Source organism: Limnohabitans sp. TEGF004, assembly GCF_027924965.1.
GTDB lineage: Bacteria > Pseudomonadota > Gammaproteobacteria > Burkholderiales > Burkholderiaceae_C > Limnohabitans.
Genome location: NZ_AP027056.1, coordinates 1,019,035 through 1,040,120 on the forward strand (window position 1 = coordinate 1,019,035; position 21,086 = coordinate 1,040,120).

Below are 21,086 nucleotides of genomic sequence, written 5' to 3' on the forward strand. Positions count from 1 at the left end.
TATTGCTGTGCTAGAATCATTGGGTTTTTCCGAGGTTGAGGCTTTGTCTCAAATTCGGACAAACATCACTCGCAAACCAGTCCAATCAAGGTGTTGCCAAGAGTTTTTCAAGAATGAAAACTGGCGGTGATGATGGGCTGGATTTTAGACCCAACCTTTGGAGTATTTCTATGTCAGTCACTATGCGCGATATGCTGGAAGCCGGCGTCCACTTTGGTCACCAAACTCGCTTCTGGAACCCCAAGATGGCCCCGTTCATCTTCGGTCACCGCAACAAAATTCACATCATCAACTTGGAAAAATCGTTGCCGATGTTCCAAGACGCTGTCAAGTTCGTCAAGCAGTTGTCTGCGAACCGTGGCACTGTGTTGATGATCGGTACCAAGCGTCAATCACGCGAAATCGTCGCCGCCGAAGCACAACGTGCTGGCGTGCCTTATGTTGACCAACGTTGGTTGGGCGGCATGTTGACCAACTTCAAAACAGTCAAGACATCGATCAAGCGTTTGAAAGACATGAAGATCCAGCAAGAAGCTGGTTTGGACGCTTTGTCTAAAAAAGAACAACTGATGTTCAAGCGCGAAATGGAAAAGCTTGAGAAAGACATCGGCGGCATTCAAGACATGGCTGTGTTGCCTGATGCGATTTTCGTGATCGACGTCGGTTACCACAAAATCGCCATCGCTGAAGCCAAGAAATTGGGCATCCCATTGATCGGTGTGGTGGACTCTAACCACTCACCTGAAGGCATCGACTACATCATTCCAGGTAACGATGACTCTTCTAAGGCTGTGACTTTGTATGCGCGCGGCATCGCTGACGCGATCATCGAAGGTCGTGCCAACGCCACCAACGACTTGGTCAAAGCTGTGACCGAAGGTGGCGAAGAGTTTGTTGAAGTCGCTGCTTAATCACGCGACCCACGCTTGAAAAGGGGCTTGTGAAGCCCCTTTTTCACACCCAAATTGTTTTGAACTGAATACGGAGAAATTAAATGGCTGCAATTACCGCAAGCATGGTCGCTGAACTGCGCGCAAAAACTGACGCTCCCATGATGGAGTGCAAAAAAGCTTTGACTGAAGCAGAAGGCGACATGGCCAAAGCAGAAGAGTTGTTGCGCGTCAAGCTCGGCAGCAAAGCTGGCAAGGCTTCTAGCCGCGTGACCGCCGAAGGCGTGGTGACTAGCTTCATCAGTGGCAACACTGGCGCTTTGTTGGAAGTGAACTGCGAAACCGACTTCGTGACCAAGAACGACAGCTTCTTGGCATTGGCTCAAGCTGCCGCCAAGCTGGTGGCTGAGCACAACCCAGCTTCTATCGAAGCCTTGGGTGCCTTGGCTTACGAGCAAGACAGCTTCGGTCCAACGCTCGAAGACGTGCGTAAAGGTTTGATCGGCAAGATCGGTGAGAACATGAGCTTCCGCCGCTTCAAGCGTTTTGACGGCGCGCACAAGTTGGCTGCTTACTTGCACGGCACACGCATTGGTGTGTTGGTCGAGTTCGACGGCGACGAAACTGCTGCCAAAGATGTGGCGATGCACGTGGCTGCCATGAAGCCAGTGGCTTTGACCAGCGCTGATGTGCCTGCTGACTTGATCGAAAAAGAGCGTTCAGTCGCTGCTGCTAAGGCTGCTGAGTCTGGCAAGCCTGCCGACATCGTCACCAAGATGGTGGAAGGTTCTGTGCAGAAGTACCTCAAAGAGGTGTCTTTGTTCGACCAAACTTTCGTCAAGAACGACAAGCAAACCGTTGAGCAAATGCTCAAGGCTGCCAACACCAAAGTGGCTTCTTTCACCCTCTATGTGGTGGGCGAAGGCATTGAGAAGAAGGTCGACGACTTTGCAGCCGAAGTGGCCGCTCAAGTCGCTGCCGCTAAGCAAACTGCTTAATCACAAAGGGGGGCTTAGGCTCCCCTTTTGATATCCCCCGTACATCACATTCAACTGCACACATCAAGGAGCCTTTTCATGACCTCACCAAAGCCAGCCTACAAGCGCATTTTGCTCAAGCTGTCGGGGGAGGCCTTGATGGGTGACGATGCGTTCGGTATTAACCGTGCCACTATCGTTCGCATCGTGGACGAGGTAGCTGAAGTCATCCACCTCGGTGTCGAGGTGGCCATCGTCATTGGTGGCGGCAACATCTTCCGCGGTGTTGCAGGCGGTTCTGTCGGTATGGACCGTGCCACAGCCGATTACATGGGCATGTTGGCCACGGTGATGAACTCGTTGGCTTTGGCTGATGCTATGAACAAAACAGGTTTGACCGCGCGTGTCATGTCCGCCATCGCCATTGACCAAGTGGTCGAGCCTTATGTGCGTCCCAAAGCTTTGCAATACCTCGAAGAGGGCAAAGTGGTGGTGTTTGCGGCCGGTACTGGCAACCCCTTCTTCACCACCGACACGGCTGCCGCATTGCGTGGCGCAGAGATTGGTGCTGAGATGGTGCTCAAAGCTACCAAGGTCGACGGTGTGTACACCGCAGACCCGAAGAAAGACCCCAACGCCACGCGTTACACCGAGCTCAGCTTCGATGATGCCATTGGCCAAAACCTCGGCATCATGGACGCCACCGCCTTTGCGCTGTGCCGTGACCAAAAATTGCCAATCAAGGTGTTCTCTATTTTCAAGAACGGTGCGCTCAAGCGCGTCGTCATGGGCGAAGACGAAGGCACTTTGGTGCACGCCTAATTCCCATTTTTTCGAATCTCACACTGCGCTGCCTCAGGAGCACAACATGACCATCGCTGACATCAAGAAAACCACCGAAACCAAAATGGGTCAATCCATTGCGGCCTTCAGTAACAGCTTGACCAAAATTCGCACAGGCCGTCCTAGCCCATCGTTGTTGGACACCGTTCAAGTTGATTACTACGGCTCTATGGTGCCAATCAGCCAAGTGGCCAACGTGTCATTGTTGGACGCCCGCACCCTGAGCGTGCAGCCCTGGGAAAAGCCCATGGGCGCCAAGATTGAAAAAGCCATCCGTGACAGCGATTTGGGTTTGAACCCTTCATCGATGGGCGAGCTGATTCGCGTGCCCATGCCTCCGATGTCGGAAGAGCGCCGTAAAGAGTTGACCAAAGTGGTTCGCACCGAAGGCGAAAACGCGAAGATTGCGGTGCGCAATTTGCGCCGCGATGCTAACGAATCTGTGAAGAAATTGGTGAAAGACAAACTCGCTTCTGAAGACGATCAAAAACGTGCAGAAGCCGACATCCAAAAAGTGACAGACAGCCACATTGCTGAGATTGACAAGCTCATCGCCAGCAAAGAACACGAAATCATGGCGGTCTAAGCCAAATGCTCAAGCAACGCGTCATCACCGCGCTGGTTTTGTTGGCGCTGTTGCTGCCAGCATTGTTGGCAGATACGGCCGAGCCTTTGGCTGGCCTCACCTTGGTGCTCATTGCTGCAGGCGCATGGGAGTGGGGCCGTCTAAATGGTTTCGCCATGCGTGGCTCGTTGCGTGTAGCTGCGGTGTGTGTGACCCTGTGTTTGTACGCCTGGTCTACACGCTGGGCTTACGATGCGCCTGCCAATGTCTGGATCATCACGGGTGCTGCATGGGTGCTGGTGGCCGCTTGGTTGATTCGCCACGGCGTGGAGCGTTGGGCCAGCATTTCGCGCACCTTGCGTTTGGTGGTGGGCGTATTGGCTCTGTGGCTGACCTGGGTGGCCATGTATCAAGCCAAGGTCATGGGCGTGAACTTCTTGTTGTCGGTGCTCTTCCTTGTGTGGATGGCTGATGTTGCTGCATATTTTTCGGGTCGTGCGTTTGGCCGTCGCAAACTTGCACCCGCCATCAGTCCTGGCAAAAGCTGGGAAGGTGTTTGGGGCGGCATGGTGGGCGTGTTGCTGATGGCTTGCGTGTGGATTTGGGTGGATACCCAATACGCCGTAGACAGCGAAAGCCTCTATACCCGCCTGTACAACCGTGGCGCACCATTCTTGGTTTTGGCGACACTGTTCCTTACCATGATGAGTGTGGCGGGTGACTTGGTTGAGTCATTGGTCAAGCGTAGTGCCGGTATGAAAGACAGCAGCCAATTGCTGCCAGGTCATGGTGGTGTGCTGGACCGCGTGGATGCACTGCTTCCCGCCTTGCCATTGGCCATGATGTTGGCGCAATCGGTGTGATGCACATGCACACCGATATGCATGCGGATGGCATGGGCAAGGTGCAGCACATCACGGTTCTGGGCTCGACAGGCTCTATCGGCACGAACACCCTAGACGTCATTGCGCGTCACCCCGAACGCTTTCAAGTGTTTGCACTTTCCGGTGCAACCCAAGTCGATTTGATGTTGCGCCAATGTGCGCAGTTCAAACCGCGCTTTGCGGTGATGGTTCACGCCGAAGCTGCACAACAACTCAAAGACAAAATTCAAGCCGAAGGCTTATCCATCGAAGTGCTCAGCGGTGCTGCGGCTTTGGATGACATTTCTGCACATCCCGAGGTTGATGCGGTGATGGCTGCCATCGTAGGCGCTGCAGGTTTGTCGCCTTGCTTGGCTGCTGCAAGAACAGGCAAGCGTTTGCTCTTGGCTAACAAAGAGGCGTTGGTGGTTGGTGCTGAAGTGTTTTTAGATGCAGTCAAAGTAGGCGGTGCCACACTTCTGCCCATTGACAGCGAGCACTCCGCTATTTTTCAATCGTTGCCAGAAGACGCCTCGACTTGGGATGCACGTGTCGAAAAAATCATCCTCACAGCATCTGGTGGCCCATTTCGCACACGCGACTTGGCTACCTTGAAAGACGTGACACCTGAGCAAGCCTGCGCGCACCCCAACTGGGTGATGGGCCGCAAAATTTCGGTGGACTCGGCCACCATGATGAACAAAGCGCTGGAAGTGATTGAGGCGCGTTATTTGTTTGGCTTACCGCCCGAAAGTTTAGAGGTGGTGATTCACCCGCAAAGCATCATCCATTCGATGGTGCAGTACCGGGATATGTCGGTGGTGGCTCAGTTGGGTACGCCCGATATGCGTGTGCCCATTGCCTATGGTTTGAGCTGGCCAGAGCGTATGGTTTCTGGTGCGCAAGCTTTGGACTTTCATGCCTTGTCAGCCATGACGTTTGAAGCCTTGGATGACCACGGTCACCCCGAACGTTTTGCCGGCATTCATTTGGCCTGGGAGGCCTTGCGTGGTCCACGCGGCACCACGGCTGTGCTCAATGCGGCCAACGAGATTGCCGTCGCAGCTTTTCTAGACCGTCGCATTCGTTTTGACCAAATCCATGTGGTGAATCAAAACTGCATGGCGCATTTGTCGCCATCTGCACCGCATAGCTTGGACGATCTGTTGGCGCTTGATGCGCAAGCACGGGCTGTGGCTGAGGACGCTGTGCGTCTGTTGGCCAAATAAACCATGACCCTTCTGGCCTTTTTGCTCGCACTCGGTGTGCTCATCACCGTGCACGAGTGGGGGCATTACCGTGTGGCCGTGGCCTGTGGTGTGAAAGTACTCACGTTTTCAATCGGTTTTGGTCAGCCCTTGCTGCGTTGGAAATCTCGCCGCCCACACGCAGGACAAGACACCGAGTTTTGCATCAGCCTCATTCCTTTGGGCGGCTATGTGAAGATGCTCGATGAGAATGAGGCTGAAGTTGCACCGCAAGATGTGGCGATGGCTTTCAACAGACAGCCTTTGTGGGCGAGGGCTGCGATTGTGTCGGCAGGCCCGTTGGCCAATTTGTTGTTGGCCGTGTGTTTGTATGCGGCAACTTTTTGGATAGGGCAGCACGAAACACAAGCCACCTTATCTGCGCCTGTGGTGGGTTCAGTCGCAGAAGCGGCAGGCCTGCGCAGCGGCGACACCGTGGTGCGTGCGGGGGAGTCTGCCGATGCTTTGCAAGAAATGGCGTCTCTCGATGCCTTGCGTTGGTGGATGCTTCAGCAAGACACGACACCGGTGTATTTGGAAGTACAGCCGCTCGGCAAGCAAACACCGCATGTGTTGCATTTGCCTGAATTGTCAGCTGACGCAATTTCAAAAGACAGCAATGCTTGGCAAGCGCGTGGTTTCACTGGTGCGTGGAGTCGTGCTGTATTGGGTGAAGTCCAAAAAGAACTGCCCGCGCACAAAGCGAGTTTGCAGCGTGGTGATGAAGTGTTACGCATAGATGGCCGTGTGGTGAGCGATGCCAGTGCCTTGCGTGCGCTGGTGCGTGCCAGCGGTCAGCACCAATTACCAGCTCTTCAAATTTGGGACGTGTCACGCGATGGACATGTGCTTCAATTCGAAGTCACGCCAGAACAAACGGTTGAAGGTGATCATTTCATTGGGCGCATAGGCGCTCAGGTGGGAGAGCCTCCGCGCAAGGTGTGGGTTCAATACGGCGCTTTCGATGGGCTATCCAAAGCCATCAGCAAAACATGGGAGGTCATGGTCATGACCTTAGACATGTTGGGTCGTTTACTCACGGGACATGCGTCGCTTGATAACCTGAGTGGCCCGCTCACCATGGCGGACTACGCGGGGCGTTCTGCAAGTCTTGGGCTAGGGGCTTATCTCAGCTATTTGGCGTTGGTCAGCATCAGCCTTGGTGTGTTCAACCTGCTGCCTTTACCGGTCCTCGATGGCGGGCACCTGTTGTATTATCTTTACGAGGCCTGCACAGGTCATCCTCCTTCGCCTCAATGGCTAGACGCCATGCAGCGCGCGGGTTTGGCGGTACTTGTGGCACTGATGGTTTTTTCTATTTTTAACGACGTGGTTCGCCTAGGTTGGCTTCCTTGAGTCTCTCCATATATTCCATGACTATGCAATTTTCTTTATTTCGTCGCACCACACTGGCCCAAACGGCAGCATTCATTGCGGGCACCGTGATGGCACTCCATGCGCTGGCGGCTGACCCCTTCAATGTGCGCGACATTCGTGTGGAAGGTTTGCAGCGTGTGGAGCCTGGCACCGTGTTTGCCTCGATTCCCTTCCGCGTGGGTGACGACTACACCGACGACAAAGGTGCAGCAGCGATTCGCAGCTTGTTTGCCTTAGGCCTGTTCAAGGATGTACGCATTGAAGTCAATGGCGATGTGTTGGTGCTGATCGTCGAAGAGCGTCCCAATATTGCTGCGGTTGAATTCATTGGTACCAAAGAGTTTGACAAAGATACTTTGAAGAAAGCGCTCAAAGATATTGGTTTGGCCGAAGGTCGTCCCTTCGACAAAGCTTTGGCTGACCGTGCTGAGCAGGAGCTCAAGCGTCAGTATGTCAACCGCAGTTTGTATGGCGCTGAAATCATCACCACGATCACCCCAGCTGAGCGCAACCGTGTGAACCTCTCTTTCACGGTGGTTGAAGGCGATTTGGCCAAAATCAAAGAAATGCGTGTGGTGGGCGCCAAAGCGTTTGACGAGTCCAAACTCTTGGACCAGTTCGATCAAGGCACGGGTAACTGGTTGAGCTGGTACACAAAGTCAGACCGTTACTCCCGCACCAAGCTCAATGCGGACTTGGAGACTTTGCGTGCGTGGTACCTGTCTCGTGGTTATTTAGAGTTTCGTATTGACTCAACCCAAGTCGCGATTTCTCCAAACAAACAAGACATCAGCGTCACCATCAATGTGACAGAAGGCGATCGTTTTGTCGTGTCTGAAGTGGCGATGGAAGGCTACTATCTCGGCAAAGATGATGAATTCAAATCGCTGGTGGAAATCAAGGCAGGGCAAGCCTATAACGCCGATGACGTGGCCAAAACCACCAAGGCATTCAACGAATACTTCGGTAACTTCGGTTTTGCATTCGCACGCACGGATGTGCGTCCAGAGATTGATCGCACCACGAATCGTGTGAAGTTGGTTCTGGTGGCTGACCCCGCGCGCCGTGCGTATGTACGCCGAATCAACATCGTGGGCAATAACCGCACGCGCGATCAAATCGTGCGTCGTGAATTCCGCCAAACAGAATCATCTTGGTATGACGGCGAAAAAATTCGTTTGTCGCGTGACCGTGTGAACCGTTTGGGCTATTTCAAAGATGTTGATATTGATACGCAGGAAGTCCCATCATCCCAAGATCAGGTCGATTTGAACGTGAACGTTGTCGAGAAGCCAACTGGCATGCTGACTTTGGGGGCTGGTTTCTCCAGCGCTGAAAAAGTGACGCTGTCTTTTGGTATCCAGCAAGACAACGTGTTCGGTTCTGGACATAATTTAGGTTTGCAAGTTAGTACCAGCAAGTACAACCAGTATTACGTGCTGAACACCACGGATCCGTATTTCACAGAGGATGGTGTTTCACGTACGTTTGAGTTGTACCACCGCGCGAGCAAGCCGTATGTGGAGCAGGGTGGTAACTACCGCATGGTCACCTCCGGTTTAGGTTTACGGTTTGGAATTCCTTTCAGCGAACTCGATCGAGTGTTTGTGGGAATTGCCGCTGAGCGAACTGAGCTTGTGCAGGGAACGAATATGCCAGCCAAATACGCGGAGTTGTGTACACAGTTTGGCTGTAAAGCTCAAAATATTCCTGTTACTGCAGGTTGGGCCAGAGATAGTCGTGACAGTTATTTGAATCCTAACAATGGAAAATTTGTTCGTCTGAATACTGAGCTCGGCGCCATCGGCGATGCCCGATATGCCAAGCTTGGAGGGCAATATCAGCAGTATTTCCCCATTACCAAGCAATACACTTTTGCATTCAATGCCGATCTGGGTTTAGGCAAGGGCCTTAACGGTCAATCCTTGCCGTTCTATAAAAATTATTACTCTGGTGGTTTAGGCTCTGTGCGTGGTTTTGAGCAAGGGACTTTAGGTCCTCGCGATGTGTCTAACGCACTCGTTATTGGCGGTGCAAAAAAATTCACTTTGAACACTGAATTTTTAATGCCGTTCCCAGGCGCTGGTAATGACCGTACTCTGCGCCTTTATGGCTTCTATGACATGGGTAACGTGTATGGTGAAGAGTCAAAGTTTGATTTAAAGCTGCTGCGTAGTTCTTACGGCGTAGGTCTGAGTTGGGTCTCTCCTATGGGCCCGTTACGCTTCGCTTGGGCTCGTCCCGTGCGCGCATTCTCAGGCGATAGAATCCAACAATTGCAATTCCAAATCGGGACATCCTTCTGATGAACATGTTTACTCGTCAAATTTCCTTAGCTGTTGTGTTGGGCTTGGCTGCGTTGTGTGCGCAAGCGGAAGAGATCCGTATTGGCTTTATCAACACCGACCGTATTTTCAAAGAAGCCAACACGGCCAAGCAAGCGCAAGCCAAGTTGGAGCAAGAGTTTTCTAAGCGTGAAAAGGATCTCGAGGGTTCTGGCAATGCGTTGAAAACAGCAGTTGAAAAATTCGAACGTGAAGCGCCTACGTTGTCAGAGTCTCAACGTGTCTCGCGCCAAAAACAATTGGGCGAACAAGACCGCGACTTTCAACGCAAGCGCCGTGAGTTTCAAGAAGAACTCAACGCACGCAAGAACGAAGAGTTTCAACAGGTGCTTGAGCGCGCCAACCGCGTGATCAAACAAGTGGCTGAAGCTGAAAAATATGACCTGGTGTTGCAGGAAGCTGTCTACATCAACCCTAAGCACGACATCACTGACAAAGTGCTCAAGGTCATCAACGCCGCTAAATAATCTGCCGTGGCACTGAGTCTCGGCCAGATCGTTGAAAGTTTGGGTGGTCGCCTCGTTGGTGACTCCCAACACATCATCCAAAAACTCGCGCCGCTTGACACCGCTCAAGTTGACGCGCTGAGTTTTTTAAGCAACCCCAAATACCAGTCGCAACTATCCACAACGCAGGCGGGTTGCGTCATTGTGTCGCCTGCAGTCGCCGAGACTGCCAAGGTCAGTATGGCCTTGATCGTGGCAGATAACCCATACCATTACTTTGCACGTTTGACCCAGCTGTGGCGTCAACACACGCGTGTGACAGATGAACCCTTAATTCACCCCAGTGCGGTGATTCACCCGCAAGCTCACATCGATGTCACTGCGCGTATCGGTCCATTGTGTGTGGTCGAACGCGGTGTACACATCGGCGCAAATACATGGCTGAAATCTGGCATCACTGTGGGTGAGGATTGCCGCATTGGTGAGCGTTGCATCGTGCACGCGGGCGTCGTCATTGGTGCTGATGGTTTTGGCTTCGCGCTGTTTGAAGGCCGCTGGGAAAAGATAGAGCAACTTGGTGCTGTTCGCATCGGTAACGATGTGGAAATCGGGGCAAACACTTGCATAGACCGTGGCGCTTTAGATGACACCATCATTGAAGATGGCGTCAAGCTCGACAACTTGGTCCAAATCGGGCACAACGTCCACGTGGGTGCGAACACAGCCATGGCTGGTTGCGCAGGTGTGGCTGGCAGTGCACGTATTGGTGCCAACTGCACAGTCGGTGGCGGCGCAATTGTGTTGGGCCATTTGGAACTTGCCGATGGGGTGCATATCTCTGCCGCGTCGGTGGTGATGCGCTCCATACGTCAGCCTGGTCAATACAGCGGTGTATTTCCAATCGACGACAATGCGTCGTGGGAGAAAAACGCCGCCACGCTGCGCCAATTGCATCGCTTGCGTGACCGTATCAAATCTCTTGAATCCGTTTTAGAAAGTCAAAAAAAATGAGCATGGACATTCACCAAATCTTGAAGCAGTTGCCACACCGTTATCCATTCTTGTTGGTGGACCGCGTAATGGAAATTGAAAAGGGCAAAAGCATCAGGGCCCTCAAGAATGTGACGATGAACGAGCCATTTTTTGGTGGTCATTTTCCGCATCACCCCGTGATGCCGGGCGTGTTGATTCTGGAAGCCTTGGCGCAAGCTGCTGCCTTGTTGGCATTCGATACCTTGGGCGCTGCGCCCGATGACAAGACCGTGTATTACTTTGCTGGCATTGATGGTGCACGTTTCAAGCGCCCCGTTGAGCCCGGTGATCAGCTTATTTTGGAAGTGGAGTTAGACCGCATGAAGGCCGGTATCTTCAAATTCAAGGCACGTGCCAAAGTGGGTGATGTCGTGGCGACGGAAGCCGATTTGATGTGCACCATGCGTTCTATTGCCTGACGATGAGCCTCATTCACGCCACCGCCATTGTTGACCCCAAAGCCGAGCTTGATAGCTCGGTGCAGGTGGGGCCTTACACCATCATCGGGCCCAATGTGCGCATTGGTGCAGGTACGACCGTGGGGCCGCATTGCGTGATCGAAGGTCACACCACGATTGGTAACGACAACCGCATTTTTCAGTTCAATTCTTTGGGCGCGATTCCGCAAGACAAGAAGTACGCAGGCGAGCCTTGTGAGTTGATCATCGGCGACCGCAACACCATCCGTGAGTTTTGTACGTTCAACATTGGCTCACCCGGCGATGCTGGCATCACCAAAGTGGGCAATGACAACTGGATCATGGCTTATGTGCATTTAGCGCATGACTGCATCGTAGGTAACCACACCATCTTCGCCAACAGCGCGCAGTTGGCAGGCCATGTGCATGTGGGTGACTGGGTGATCTTGGGTGGCTTTACCGTGGTGCATCAGTTTGTTCGTATTGGCGCGCACAGCTTCTCAGCTATGCATTCGCTCTTGTTTGCCGATGTGCCGCCGTTTGTGATGTGCCAAGGCCAACCTGCCGAGCCGCGCTCGATGAATTTTGAAGGCCTGCGCCGTCGCGGCTTTTCTCCTGAGCGCATCAGCGCTGTGAAGGCCATGCACAAAGCCTTGTACCGCGACGACTTAACCTTGGATCAAGCCAAAGTACGCATCGCTGCATTGACCCAAGAAAAACCAGAAGCCGCACCCGATGTTGCCATGATGCTGGACTTCTTGAACCACACCTCGCCGCAACGCGGCATCATTCGTTAAACCTGATGGCCGAGGCCCTGTCTTTCTCGCTCGTCGCAGGCGAGGCCTCGGGTGATTTGCTCGCCGGCCTGTTGCTAGGTGGCATGCGCGAGCAATGGCCTGACATGCACAGCGCCGGCATTGGCGGCCCTCGTATGGCTGCACAGGGCTTTGAGCCTTGGTGGCCTTACGAAAAACTCGCCGTGCGTGGCTATGTCGAAGTACTGCGCCACTACCGAGAAATCGTAGGTATTCGTAATCAACTGCGTGAACGCTTGCTGGCCAATCCACCGAGCGCTTTCATTGGTGTGGATGCGCCAGACTTCAATCTCGGTTTAGAACGCGATCTCAAAGCCAAAGGTATTCCCACGATTCACTTTGTGTGCCCATCCATTTGGGCGTGGCGCGCAGATCGTGTGGAGAAAATTCGCCAAAGCGTGGACCACGTGTTGTGCATCTTTCCGTTTGAGGCCGATTTGCTCGCGCAGCATGGCATCGACGCCACTTATGTGGGGCATCCTTTAGCCAAAAATATTCCCGACGTGCCAGACCGCGCTGCCGCACGCACAGCGCTTGGATTGCCGCAAGACGCCACGGTAGTGGCTTTGCTGCCTGGCAGCCGCAGTTCTGAAATTGAGTATTTGGCGCATCGCTTTTTGCAAGCTGCGCAGCGCATGGCCAAGCAGCAGCCTGGTATTCACTTCTTGTTGCCGGCTATGCCCGCTTTGCGTGCGCGCATCGATGCCATTGCCAAGGATGTGGGCGAGGTGCCCAATCTCTTGGTGCTCAACGGCCAATCGCATGCGGCATTGGCCGCTTGCGATGTGACGCTCATTGCCAGCGGTACGGCCACGCTAGAAGCTGCATTGTTCAAGCGCCCCATGGTGATTGCCTACAACATGAACTGGCTCAGCTGGCAAATCATGCGCCGCAAAAAGCTACAGCCTTGGGTGGGTTTGCCTAACATCTTGTGCCAAGACTTTGTGGTGCCTGAGTTGCTACAGGATGCAGCCACACCTGATGCTTTGGCGCATGAGGTGTTGCAATGGTTGGCCAACCCTGCGGCTGCTGCCGCGGTTCAACAACGCTTTGCGGCGCTGCACGACATGCTGCGCCGCGATACCCCCGCACTGGCGGCCCATGCGATCGAAAAAGTTCTTGCGGGCTGAACAAGCCGCGCTCATTTGGGATGCCCCAGGCTTAATCGCTGGGGTGGATGAGGCTGGCCGTGGGCCGCTGGCTGGCCCCGTGGTCGCTGCTGCCGTGATCTTGGATGACTTGAACCCCATTGCGGGTTTGGCCGACTCCAAAAAACTCACCGCCTTGAAGCGCGAGCGTTTGTATGATGAGATTCGTGCCAAAGCCTTGTGCTGCTCCATTGCAGAAGCGACGGTGGAAGAGATTGACGAGTTCAATATCTTGCAAGCCACCATGCTGGCCATGCGTCGCGCCGTAGAAGGCCTGCGCTTGAAGCCTACCAAGGTACTTGTAGATGGCAACCGCTTGCCCGTGCTTGATGTGTTGGCTGAAGCCATTGTCAAAGGCGACAGCAAGGTGCAAGCCATTTCTGCGGCTTCTATCTTGGCCAAGGTGCATCGCGATCGTTGGTGTCAAGAGTTGCACGCGCAGTATCCGCAGTACGGTTTTGATGGCCACAAAGGTTATGGCACAGCGGCGCACTTGCAAGCCCTCAAGGAACACGGTGCTACGCCTTGGCACCGTAAATCGTTTTCGCCCGTGGCAGAGGTCTTGAAATGAACTTGATCACCTCGCGTGACAATCCCTTGGTCAAAGATCTGCGCCGCTTGTCGCAAGACAGCACGGCCTACCGCAAACTTGGTCGTGTATGGTTAGAGGGCGATCACCTCTGCCGTGCTGCGCTAACGCGTGGCGTGAAGCCTGAGCATGCGGTATTTGCTGAATCTTTGTGGGCCACTGCACCGCGTGAGTGGACGCAAGCGGCCGAGCGCAACACCGTGCTGCCGGATGCTCTGTTTGCCGAAATCAGCAGCTTAGAGTCACCCGCCAAGATGGGTTTTATCTTGGCGGCACCCAGTGCCCTAGACATCCAAGCCAAAATCCCAACGGTGGTGCTTGACCGTGTGCAAGATGCAGGCAACGTAGGTTCAATTCTGCGCAGTGCCTCAGCCTTTGGCTTCAGACAAGTTCTGGCCATCAAGGGCTCGGCTGCTTTGTGGTCGCCCAAGGTCTTGCGTGCCGGTATGGGCGCACATTTCGGATTGCATTTGGTAGAAGGCCTGAGCGCCGACGATTTGAATACGTTGGACATACCTTGGGTAGCCACTAGTTCACACCAAGGCCCGTTTTTGCACAGTTTGCTTGCCGAAGCCAAGCTGCCCATGCCCTGCGCATGGCTCATGGGCCACGAAGGGCAGGGCGTGTCTGCCGCTTTGGCGGATCGTGCCGCCGTACATGTGCGCATTGCCCAGCCGGGCGGGGAAGAGTCACTCAACGTAGCCTCGGCTGCTGCTATTTGCTTACACGCCAGCGCCACCTGTCATTTGCCTTAATTCGCCTACTTTGATTCGGGAAAACCAGTGCCTCGGATATAATGAGAGGCTTTCCCGCATCAACCTGTACGCCCCAGCTCAAACCTAGGCAAATTCCTCGAACAAAGCAGCCAAAGAGACACGTTCTCTTGTGAGCGCTGAGGCGTACCCGAACTATTCCGGAGAACCCAGTGCTTTTGTCTCTTCAGGGAACCTTCCCGCCCGCCATCTTGGCGCTCGCAGACGGCACGGTCTTTATCGGCAACTCGATTGGAGCCACCGGCTCCACAGTCGGCGAAGTGGTGTTTAACACCTCACTCACCGGCTACCAGGAAATCCTCACTGACCCCAGCTACTGCCAGCAGATCGTCACTTTGACGTACCCGCACATCGGTAACTACGGCGTCAACGTGGAAGACATCGAAGCTGACAAAGTCCATGCTGCTGGCTTGATCATCAAAGACTTGCCTTTGGTCGCAAGCAACTTCCGCTCTAGCCAAACCTTGTCGGCCTATTTGGTTGATGCAGGTACAGTGGCCATTGCCAACATCGACACACGTCAACTCACACGCATCTTGCGCACCAAGGGCGCGCAAAACGGCGCGATCGTGGGCTTGGCCAAAGGCCAAGAAGTCACGCAAACGGTGATCGACCAAGCGGTGGCAGCCGCCAAAGGCGCGCCCAATATGGCCGGCCTCGATTTGGCGCAAAAAGTCACCGTGTCCAAGTCGTATGAGTGGACACAAACCGAGTGGACATTGGGCGAAGGCTACGGCAACTTGACCGCACCTAAGTTCCATGTGGTCGCATATGACTTTGGCGTGAAGAAAAACATCTTGCGCATGTTGGCTCAGCGCGGTTGCAAAGTGACTGTTGTGCCTGCGAAGACGCCAGCCGCTGATGTGCTCAAGCACAACCCCGACGGCATCTTCTTGTCCAACGGCCCTGGCGACCCTCAGCCTTGCGACTACGCAATTGCTGCGGCTGCTGAGTTGATTGAAACTGGCATTCCCACATTTGGCATTTGCTTGGGCCATCAAATCATGGCCTTGGCCAGTGGAGCGAAAACTTTCAAGATGAAGTTTGGCCACCATGGCGCGAATCATCCTGTGAAAGACCTCGACTCAGGTCGCGTGTCCATCACCAGCCAAAACCACGGTTTTGCAGTGGATGAAAAATCGTTGCCCGCCAACTTGCGTGCCACCCACGTGTCTTTGTTTGACGGCACTTTGCAGGGCTTGGCCCGCACCGACAAGCCCGCGTTTTGCTTCCAAGGCCACCCTGAAGCATCGCCCGGCCCGCACGACATTGCTTACCTCTTTGACCGCTTCATCAAACTGATGGAGGCGAAATAATCATGCCAAAGCGCACCGACCTAAAAAGCATTCTCATCATTGGCGCAGGCCCGATCATCATTGGTCAGGCCTGTGAGTTCGATTACTCTGGCGTGCAAGCTTGTAAAGCTCTGCGTGAAGAGGGTTACAAAGTCATCTTGATCAACAGCAACCCCGCCACGATCATGACTGACCCTGCCACGGCAGACGTTACCTACATTGAGCCCATCACTTGGCAAACGGTCGAGAAGATCATTGCCAAAGAGCGTCCAGACGCCATCCTGCCCACCATGGGCGGCCAAACGGCGCTCAACTGCGCGTTGGATTTGTGGCACCACGGCGTGTTGGCCAAGTACAAGGTTGAGCTGATTGGCGCAACCCCAGAGGCCATCGACAAAGCCGAAGACCGCTTGAAGTTCAAAGACGCCATGACCAAGATTGGTCTGGGCTCAGCACGTTCAGGTATTGCGCACAGCATGGAAGAAGCATGGGATGTGCAAAAGAGTTTGGGTTTCCCCACCGTCATTCGCCCCAGCTTCACGCTCGGCGGCACAGGCGGCGGTATTGCCTACAACCCTGAAGAGTTTGAAATCATCTGTAAGCGCGGCTTGGAAGCTTCGCCCACCAACGAGCTGTTGATTGAAGAATCTTTGCTCGGTTGGAAAGAGTATGAGATGGAAGTGGTGCGCGACAAGGCGGACAACTGCATCATCATTTGCTCGATCGAAAACTTGGACCCCATGGGCGTGCACACCGGTGACTCCATCACTGTGGCACCCGCACAAACCTTGACCGACAAGGAATACCAAATTTTGCGTAACGCCTCTTTGGCTGTGTTGCGCGAAATTGGTGTGGACACTGGCGGCTCGAACGTGCAGTTCTCGATCAATCCCAAAGACGGCCGCATGGTCGTCATTGAGATGAATCCACGCGTGTCGCGTTCATCTGCGTTGGCTTCTAAAGCCACAGGTTTTCCGATTGCGAAAGTCGCAGCCAAGTTGGCTGTGGGCTACACACTCGACGAGCTGCGCAACGAAATCACAGGCGGTGCAACGCCAGCTTCGTTTGAGCCATCGATCGACTACGTGGTGACCAAGATCCCACGTTTTGCGTTTGAGAAATTCCCCACGGCTGACAGCCGCTTGACCACCCAAATGAAATCGGTGGGTGAGGTAATGGCCATGGGCCGTACTTTCCAAGAGTCCTTCCAAAAAGCCCTGCGTGGTTTGGAAGTGGGCGTGGATGGCATGAACGAAAAAACCCAAGACCGCGAAGTGCTCGAGAAAGAACTGGGCGAACCTGGTCCCGAGCGCATTTGGTATGTGGGCGATGCATTCGCCATGGGCTTGAGCGTGGACGAGGTGTTTGCCTTGACCAAGATCGACCCTTGGTTCTTGGTGCAAATCGAAGAGATCGTGAAGATCGAACTCGAAGTTGAAACCACCACGCTTGAAGCCATCACGGCCGAAGAATTGCGCGCCTTGAAAAAGAAGGGCTTCTCAGACCGTCGTTTGGCCAAGTTGCTCAAAACCACTGAGCATGTGGTGCGTGCACGTCGCCATGAACTCAACATTCGCCCTGTCTACAAGCGTGTGGACACCTGTGCTGCCGAGTTCTCGACCGACACCGCTTACATGTACTCGTGCTACGAAGGTAATGGCAACGCCTTCGGCGTGGGAGACGCCGAGTGCGAAGCTGAACCCACCAACAATAAAAAAATCATGGTGCTTGGCGGCGGTCCTAACCGCATTGGTCAAGGTATTGAGTTTGACTACTGCTGCGTTCACGCTGCGCTCGCCATGCGCGAAGACGGCTACGAAACCATCATGGTCAACTGCAACCCAGAGACCGTGTCGACCGATTACGACACATCTGACCGTTTGTACTTCGAGCCATTGACGCTCGAAGACGTGCTCGAAATCGTCGACAAAGAAAAGCCAACCGGTGTCATCGTTCAATACGGTGGTCAAACGCCTTTGAAGTTGGCGCTCGATTTGGAAGCGGCTGGCGTGCCCATCATTGGTACCAGCCCGGACATGATTGACGCTGCCGAAGACCGTGAGCGTTTCCAAAAGTTGTTGCACGACCTCGGTTTGCGCCAGCCTCCAAATGCCACGGCACGCACAGAGCCAGAAGCTTTGGAAAAAGCGGCTGCCTTGGGTTACCCCTTGGTGGTGCGCCCCAGCTATGTGTTGGGTGGCCGTGCCATGGAAATCGTGCACGAGCAACGCGACCTCGAGCGCTACATGCGCGAAGCCGTCAAGGTGTCGCATGACTCACCTGTGTTGCTCGACCGTTTCTTGAATGACGCGATCGAGTGCGATGTGGACTGTTTGCGCGACCCCGAAGGCAAGACCTTCATCGGCGGCGTGATGGAACACATCGAACAAGCAGGTGTGCACAGCGGTGACTCGGCTTGCTCGTTGCCCCCTTACTCTTTGTCCGAAGCCACAGTGACTGAACTCAAGCGCCAATCTGCCGCGATGGCCGGTGCTTTGAATGTGGTCGGTTTGATGAACGTGCAGTTCGCGATTCAACATGTCGACGGCAAAGACGTCATCTACGTGCTCGAAGTCAACCCACGTGCTTCACGCACCGTGCCTTATGTGTCTAAAGCCACGGGCATCCAGCTGGCCAAGGTCGCTGCACGTTGCATGGCGGGGCAAACACTTGCGTCGCAAGGTATCACCAAAGAAGTTACGCCACCTTATTTCAGTGTGAAAGAAGCGGTGTTCCCGTTCGTGAAGTTCCCAGGCGTCGATACGATTCTGGGTCCAGAGATGAAGTCCACTGGCGAAGTCATGGGCGTTGGCAAAACATTTGGCGAAGCCTTTGTGAAGAGCCAATTGGGTGCAGGCACCAAGTTGCCTCGTCCTCGTGATGCTGATGGTCGCTCTACCGGTAAGGTGTTCATCTCGGTGAAGAATAACGACAAGCCACGCGTCATTGAGGTGGCCCGTCAGTTGTCTGCTTTGGGTTTTGAATTGATTGCAACCAAGGGCACAGCGGCATCCATTGTTGAAGCCGGCGTGCCTTGTGATGTGGTGAACAAAGTGACCGAAGGCCGTCCACACATTGTGGATAGCATCAAGAATAACGAAGTGGTGTTGGTCATCAACACCGTGGAAGAGCGTCGCAATGCGATTGCTGATTCACGCCACATTCGCACCTCGGCATTGCTCAACCGTGTGACCACCTTCACCACCATCGCAGGCGCAGAAGCCGCTGTGGAAGGCATGAAGTACATGGACAAGTTGGATGTCATTTCTGTGCAGGAAATGCACGCTCAACTGACCGCCTAAGGACACACGATGAGTACAGTTCCCATTACCAAACGCGGTGCAGAAAAGCTCAAGGATGAGTTGCATAAACTCAAAACCGTTGAGCGTCCATCTGTGATTGCTGCGATTGCAGAAGCCCGCGCACAAGGCGACTTGAGCGAGAACGCCGAGTACGACGCAGCCAAAGACCGTCAAGGCTTCATCGAAGGCCGCATTCAAGAAATTGAAGGCAAGTTGTCGGTGGCCAAAATCATTGACCCGACCGAACTGGATGCGGGCGGTCGTGTGGTGTTTGGTGCCACGGTGGAGTTGGAAGAAGAGGAAACAGGTGACAAAGTCACCTATCAAATCGTGGGCGAAGACGAAGCCGATTTGAAGTTTGGCCTCATCAACATCAGCAGCCCCATTGCCCGTGCCTTGATTGGCAAGGAAGAGGGCGATGTGGCTGAAGTGCAAGCGCCAGGCGGTGTGAAGCACTACGAAGTGGTCAAGGTCTCTTACCTCTAAACCCCTCACATGGCGCGGCTACAAATCTTTTTGGCGGCGCTGTGGTGGGGCAGCCTCACCACCGTGGGTTTCATGGTGGTGCCTATGCTGTTTATGCATTTGGAAACACCCGCCATCGCGGGTCAGATGGCTGGCAAATTATTCAGTGCCCAAACATGGCTGGCAGTGGCTTGCGGCGTTTTGTCGTTGTTAGCAGCCAAGCGCCAAAACTTAGACCGAGTCCATGCACCTTCGCCCTGGGTGATTACGGGCATGTTGTTGGCTTTGCTGATTGAGTTAGCTGTGAAGCCTCACATCATGGCCCGAGATAACTTGGCTTTGTGGCACAACCTAGGCTCTGCGTTTTACGTGTTGCAGTGGCTGTGTGCTGGCAAGGTGCTTTGGTCACTGTGCCCTGCGAATCCAGAGCCTGCCATTGCAGCAGACTCTGCGCAAACCGATTAACCCAGTGTACGTTTTTTGACCGAAATCTTTTTCGGTTTCGCGCGTTTGACTTGACCGCCAGAGGTCAGGCGTTGGTTGCCCAGCACGCGCAAAGTTTTCACTTCGGGACGTTGGCCGCCACGGCTGCTGTACTTGAGTACTTTCACATCGCGAGGGCCTGCCATGCGGTCTTCGTCGACGGTGCGTTCTTTTTCAGCGCGTGGGCGCCACAACACAAACAGCTTGCCGATGTGTTGAATGGGGGCTGCGTTGAGTTGGTCGGCCAAAGCTACAAACATGGCTTCGCGTGCTTGGCGGTCGTCGCCCAAGACGCGGATTTTGATGAGGCCGTGCGCGTTGAGCGCCATCTCGGCTTCTTTGATGACGGCAGGCGTTAAACCATCGTTGCCAATCATGACGACGGGGGCTAAATGGTGCGCTTCGGCGCGGTGAATTTTGCGTTGAGCAGGTGTGAGTTGTATTGCGGACATGCGGGTATTATCCCCGCTCGCTCAAAGGTATGAATTGAAAGCTAAAACTAAAAGCAAAAAAGTTAACAAAACATGGTTGAACGACCATGTGAACGACACCTACGTCAAGCTGGCCCAAAAAGAGGGCTACCGTGCGCGTGCGGCCTACAAGCTCAAAGAAATTGACGAGCAGCTCAGCCTTGTCAAACCTGGCAACGTGGTGGTGGACTTGGGTTGTGCGCCGGGTGCGTGGTGCCAATACCTGCGCCGTCGCATGTCGCCCACAGGCGCCGCCACCGGCACTTTGAACGGCAGCATCATTGGTTTGGATATCTTGCCCATGGAGCCTGTCGAGGACGTCACCTTCATTCAGGGTGACTTCCGTGAGGAAGATGTCTTGGCTCAGCTGGAAGCGGCCTTGCAAGGCCGTATCGTGGATGTGGTGGTGTCAGACATGGCGCCCAACCTCACAGGCATTGAGTCGACCGACGCGACCCGCATTGCCCATTTGATTGAGCTCGCTGTGGACTTCGCGCAGAGACACCTCAAAGATGATGGTGCCTTGGTGGTCAAGCTGTTTCATGGCAGCGGCTACAGCGATTTGGTGACCCTTTTCAAAAGCACGTTTCGCGTGGTCAAGCCCATCAAGCCCAAGGCCAGTCGTGACAAATCAAGTGAAACCTTTTTGGTGGGTATGGGTGTGAAAAGTCGCGTTTCAGCAAATCCTTGATTTTTCTAAGGCTGCTTGCGGTGAATAAAGCCGCCCCAAGCGCTTGAAACG

21 protein-coding genes are annotated in these 21,086 nt (G+C 54.1%); 20 read left to right on the top strand and 1 reads right to left on the bottom strand.

Annotated features, from left to right (window positions below):
* The first annotated feature begins 170 nt into the window (after positions 1-170).
* The 19 genes from rpsB (at position 171) to LINBF2_RS05215 (ending at position 19,856) form a co-directional block, all read left to right on the top strand.
* Positions 171-911 carry a 30S ribosomal protein S2 gene (gene rpsB, locus LINBF2_RS05125; protein WP_281890930.1) on the top strand — a complete coding sequence of 247 codons (741 nt, stop codon included), beginning with the start codon at positions 171-173 and terminating at the stop codon, positions 909-911.
* Positions 912-994: 83 nt separating this feature from the next.
* Entirely contained in the window at positions 995-1,888 is an 894-nt protein-coding gene (gene tsf / locus LINBF2_RS05130) for a translation elongation factor Ts (RefSeq protein WP_108282458.1), read from the top strand.
* Between the two features lie 78 nt (positions 1,889-1,966).
* Positions 1,967-2,689: a UMP kinase gene (gene pyrH / locus LINBF2_RS05135; protein ID WP_104800308.1), complete on the top strand. Its 723-nt coding sequence runs from the start codon at positions 1,967-1,969 to the stop codon at positions 2,687-2,689.
* Between the two features lie 46 nt (positions 2,690-2,735).
* Complete coding sequence (gene frr / locus LINBF2_RS05140; protein ID WP_281890934.1) at positions 2,736-3,296, top strand: ribosome recycling factor; 561 nt, start codon at positions 2,736-2,738, stop codon at positions 3,294-3,296.
* A 5-nt stretch (positions 3,297-3,301) separates the two neighbouring features.
* Positions 3,302-4,138, top strand: a complete 837-nt coding sequence (locus LINBF2_RS05145; RefSeq protein WP_281890936.1) for a phosphatidate cytidylyltransferase — start codon at positions 3,302-3,304, stop codon at positions 4,136-4,138.
* A gap of 32 nt (positions 4,139-4,170) precedes the next feature.
* Positions 4,171-5,367: a 1-deoxy-D-xylulose-5-phosphate reductoisomerase gene (ispC, locus tag LINBF2_RS05150; RefSeq protein ID WP_281891288.1), complete on the top strand. Its 1,197-nt coding sequence runs from the start codon at positions 4,171-4,173 to the stop codon at positions 5,365-5,367.
* Between the two features lie 3 nt (positions 5,368-5,370).
* Positions 5,371-6,741 (top strand): RIP metalloprotease RseP, encoded by a 1,371-nt coding sequence (gene rseP / locus LINBF2_RS05155; protein WP_281890938.1) that lies wholly within the window; start codon positions 5,371-5,373, stop codon positions 6,739-6,741.
* Positions 6,742-6,830: 89 nt separating this feature from the next.
* On the top strand, positions 6,831-9,068 hold the full coding sequence (gene bamA, locus LINBF2_RS05160) for an outer membrane protein assembly factor BamA (protein ID WP_281891289.1): 2,238 nt from the start codon (positions 6,831-6,833) through the stop codon (positions 9,066-9,068).
* Positions 9,068-9,574, top strand: coding sequence for an OmpH family outer membrane protein (locus LINBF2_RS05165; protein WP_104800314.1), 507 nt, complete (start codon positions 9,068-9,070; stop codon positions 9,572-9,574). Before bamA ends, LINBF2_RS05165 begins: the two co-directional genes overlap by 1 nt.
* A 6-nt stretch (positions 9,575-9,580) precedes the next feature.
* On the top strand, positions 9,581-10,564 hold the full coding sequence (lpxD, locus tag LINBF2_RS05170; RefSeq protein ID WP_281890942.1) for a UDP-3-O-(3-hydroxymyristoyl)glucosamine N-acyltransferase: 984 nt from the start codon (positions 9,581-9,583) through the stop codon (positions 10,562-10,564).
* 2 nt (positions 10,565-10,566) lie between these two features.
* Complete coding sequence (gene fabZ / locus LINBF2_RS05175) at positions 10,567-11,004, top strand: 3-hydroxyacyl-ACP dehydratase FabZ (protein ID WP_281890944.1); 438 nt, start codon at positions 10,567-10,569, stop codon at positions 11,002-11,004.
* Between the two features lie 2 nt (positions 11,005-11,006).
* Entirely contained in the window at positions 11,007-11,801 is a 795-nt protein-coding gene (lpxA, locus tag LINBF2_RS05180) for an acyl-ACP--UDP-N-acetylglucosamine O-acyltransferase (protein ID WP_104800316.1), read from the top strand.
* 5 nt (positions 11,802-11,806) lie between these two features.
* Positions 11,807-12,949 carry a lipid-A-disaccharide synthase gene (gene lpxB / locus LINBF2_RS05185; RefSeq protein ID WP_281890947.1) on the top strand — a complete coding sequence of 381 codons (1,143 nt, stop codon included), beginning with the start codon at positions 11,807-11,809 and terminating at the stop codon, positions 12,947-12,949.
* Complete coding sequence (rnhB, locus tag LINBF2_RS05190) at positions 12,921-13,538, top strand: ribonuclease HII (protein WP_281890949.1); 618 nt, start codon at positions 12,921-12,923, stop codon at positions 13,536-13,538. Before lpxB ends, rnhB begins: the two co-directional genes overlap by 29 nt.
* A complete protein-coding gene (locus LINBF2_RS05195; RefSeq protein ID WP_281890951.1) occupies positions 13,535-14,311 on the top strand; it encodes an RNA methyltransferase in 777 nt (258 codons plus the stop codon). The genes rnhB and LINBF2_RS05195 overlap by 4 nt, the downstream gene beginning before the upstream one ends.
* Before the next feature lie 170 nt (positions 14,312-14,481).
* Positions 14,482-15,645, top strand: coding sequence for a glutamine-hydrolyzing carbamoyl-phosphate synthase small subunit (gene carA / locus LINBF2_RS05200; RefSeq protein ID WP_281890953.1), 1,164 nt, complete (start codon positions 14,482-14,484; stop codon positions 15,643-15,645).
* Between the two features lie 2 nt (positions 15,646-15,647).
* Positions 15,648-18,926 carry a carbamoyl-phosphate synthase large subunit gene (gene carB / locus LINBF2_RS05205; RefSeq protein ID WP_104800320.1) on the top strand — a complete coding sequence of 1,093 codons (3,279 nt, stop codon included), beginning with the start codon at positions 15,648-15,650 and terminating at the stop codon, positions 18,924-18,926.
* 9 nt (positions 18,927-18,935) lie between these two features.
* Complete coding sequence (gene greA, locus LINBF2_RS05210) at positions 18,936-19,412, top strand: transcription elongation factor GreA (protein WP_281890956.1); 477 nt, start codon at positions 18,936-18,938, stop codon at positions 19,410-19,412.
* A 9-nt stretch (positions 19,413-19,421) separates the two neighbouring features.
* Positions 19,422-19,856, top strand: coding sequence for a DUF4149 domain-containing protein (locus LINBF2_RS05215; protein WP_281890958.1), 435 nt, complete (start codon positions 19,422-19,424; stop codon positions 19,854-19,856).
* On the opposite strand, the gene LINBF2_RS05220 is transcribed toward LINBF2_RS05215, so the two are convergent.
* Complete coding sequence (locus LINBF2_RS05220; RefSeq protein ID WP_281890960.1) at positions 19,853-20,326, bottom strand: YhbY family RNA-binding protein; 474 nt, start codon at positions 20,324-20,326, stop codon at positions 19,853-19,855. The two genes, LINBF2_RS05215 and LINBF2_RS05220, sit on opposite strands and share 4 nt — an antisense overlap.
* A gap of 34 nt (positions 20,327-20,360) precedes the next feature.
* Here LINBF2_RS05220 and LINBF2_RS05225 point away from each other — a divergent pair, with 34 nt between their 5' ends.
* A complete protein-coding gene (locus LINBF2_RS05225) occupies positions 20,361-21,035 on the top strand; it encodes an RlmE family RNA methyltransferase (RefSeq protein ID WP_281890962.1) in 675 nt (224 codons plus the stop codon).
* Positions 21,036-21,086: the final 51 nt, after the last annotated feature.

Excerpts from the sequence above, each read along its gene's own strand:
- frr (WP_281890934.1), top strand. The coding sequence starts at position 2,736 with ATGACCATCGCTGACATCAAGAAAACCACCGAAACCAAAATGGGTCAA.
- fabZ (WP_281890944.1), top strand. The coding sequence starts at position 10,567 with ATGGACATTCACCAAATCTTGAAGCAGTTGCCACACCGTTATCCATTC.
- rnhB (WP_281890949.1), top strand. The coding sequence starts at position 12,921 with ATGCGATCGAAAAAGTTCTTGCGGGCTGAACAAGCCGCGCTCATTTGG.
- rpsB (WP_281890930.1), top strand. The coding sequence starts at position 171 with ATGTCAGTCACTATGCGCGATATGCTGGAAGCCGGCGTCCACTTTGGT.
- LINBF2_RS05165 (WP_104800314.1), top strand. The coding sequence starts at position 9,068 with ATGAACATGTTTACTCGTCAAATTTCCTTAGCTGTTGTGTTGGGCTTG.
- tsf (WP_108282458.1), top strand. The coding sequence starts at position 995 with ATGGCTGCAATTACCGCAAGCATGGTCGCTGAACTGCGCGCAAAAACT.
- greA (WP_281890956.1), top strand. The coding sequence starts at position 18,936 with ATGAGTACAGTTCCCATTACCAAACGCGGTGCAGAAAAGCTCAAGGAT.
- pyrH (WP_104800308.1), top strand. The coding sequence starts at position 1,967 with ATGACCTCACCAAAGCCAGCCTACAAGCGCATTTTGCTCAAGCTGTCG.
- bamA (WP_281891289.1), top strand. The coding sequence starts at position 6,831 with ATGGCACTCCATGCGCTGGCGGCTGACCCCTTCAATGTGCGCGACATT.
- carB (WP_104800320.1), top strand. The coding sequence starts at position 15,648 with ATGCCAAAGCGCACCGACCTAAAAAGCATTCTCATCATTGGCGCAGGC.
- lpxB (WP_281890947.1), top strand. The coding sequence starts at position 11,807 with ATGGCCGAGGCCCTGTCTTTCTCGCTCGTCGCAGGCGAGGCCTCGGGT.
- LINBF2_RS05220 (WP_281890960.1), bottom strand. The coding sequence starts at position 20,326 with ATGTCCGCAATACAACTCACACCTGCTCAACGCAAAATTCACCGCGCC.
- lpxA (WP_104800316.1), top strand. The coding sequence starts at position 11,007 with ATGAGCCTCATTCACGCCACCGCCATTGTTGACCCCAAAGCCGAGCTT.
- ispC (WP_281891288.1), top strand. The coding sequence starts at position 4,171 with ATGGGCAAGGTGCAGCACATCACGGTTCTGGGCTCGACAGGCTCTATC.
- LINBF2_RS05145 (WP_281890936.1), top strand. The coding sequence starts at position 3,302 with ATGCTCAAGCAACGCGTCATCACCGCGCTGGTTTTGTTGGCGCTGTTG.
- LINBF2_RS05195 (WP_281890951.1), top strand. The coding sequence starts at position 13,535 with ATGAACTTGATCACCTCGCGTGACAATCCCTTGGTCAAAGATCTGCGC.
- LINBF2_RS05215 (WP_281890958.1), top strand. The coding sequence starts at position 19,422 with ATGGCGCGGCTACAAATCTTTTTGGCGGCGCTGTGGTGGGGCAGCCTC.
- rseP (WP_281890938.1), top strand. The coding sequence starts at position 5,371 with ATGACCCTTCTGGCCTTTTTGCTCGCACTCGGTGTGCTCATCACCGTG.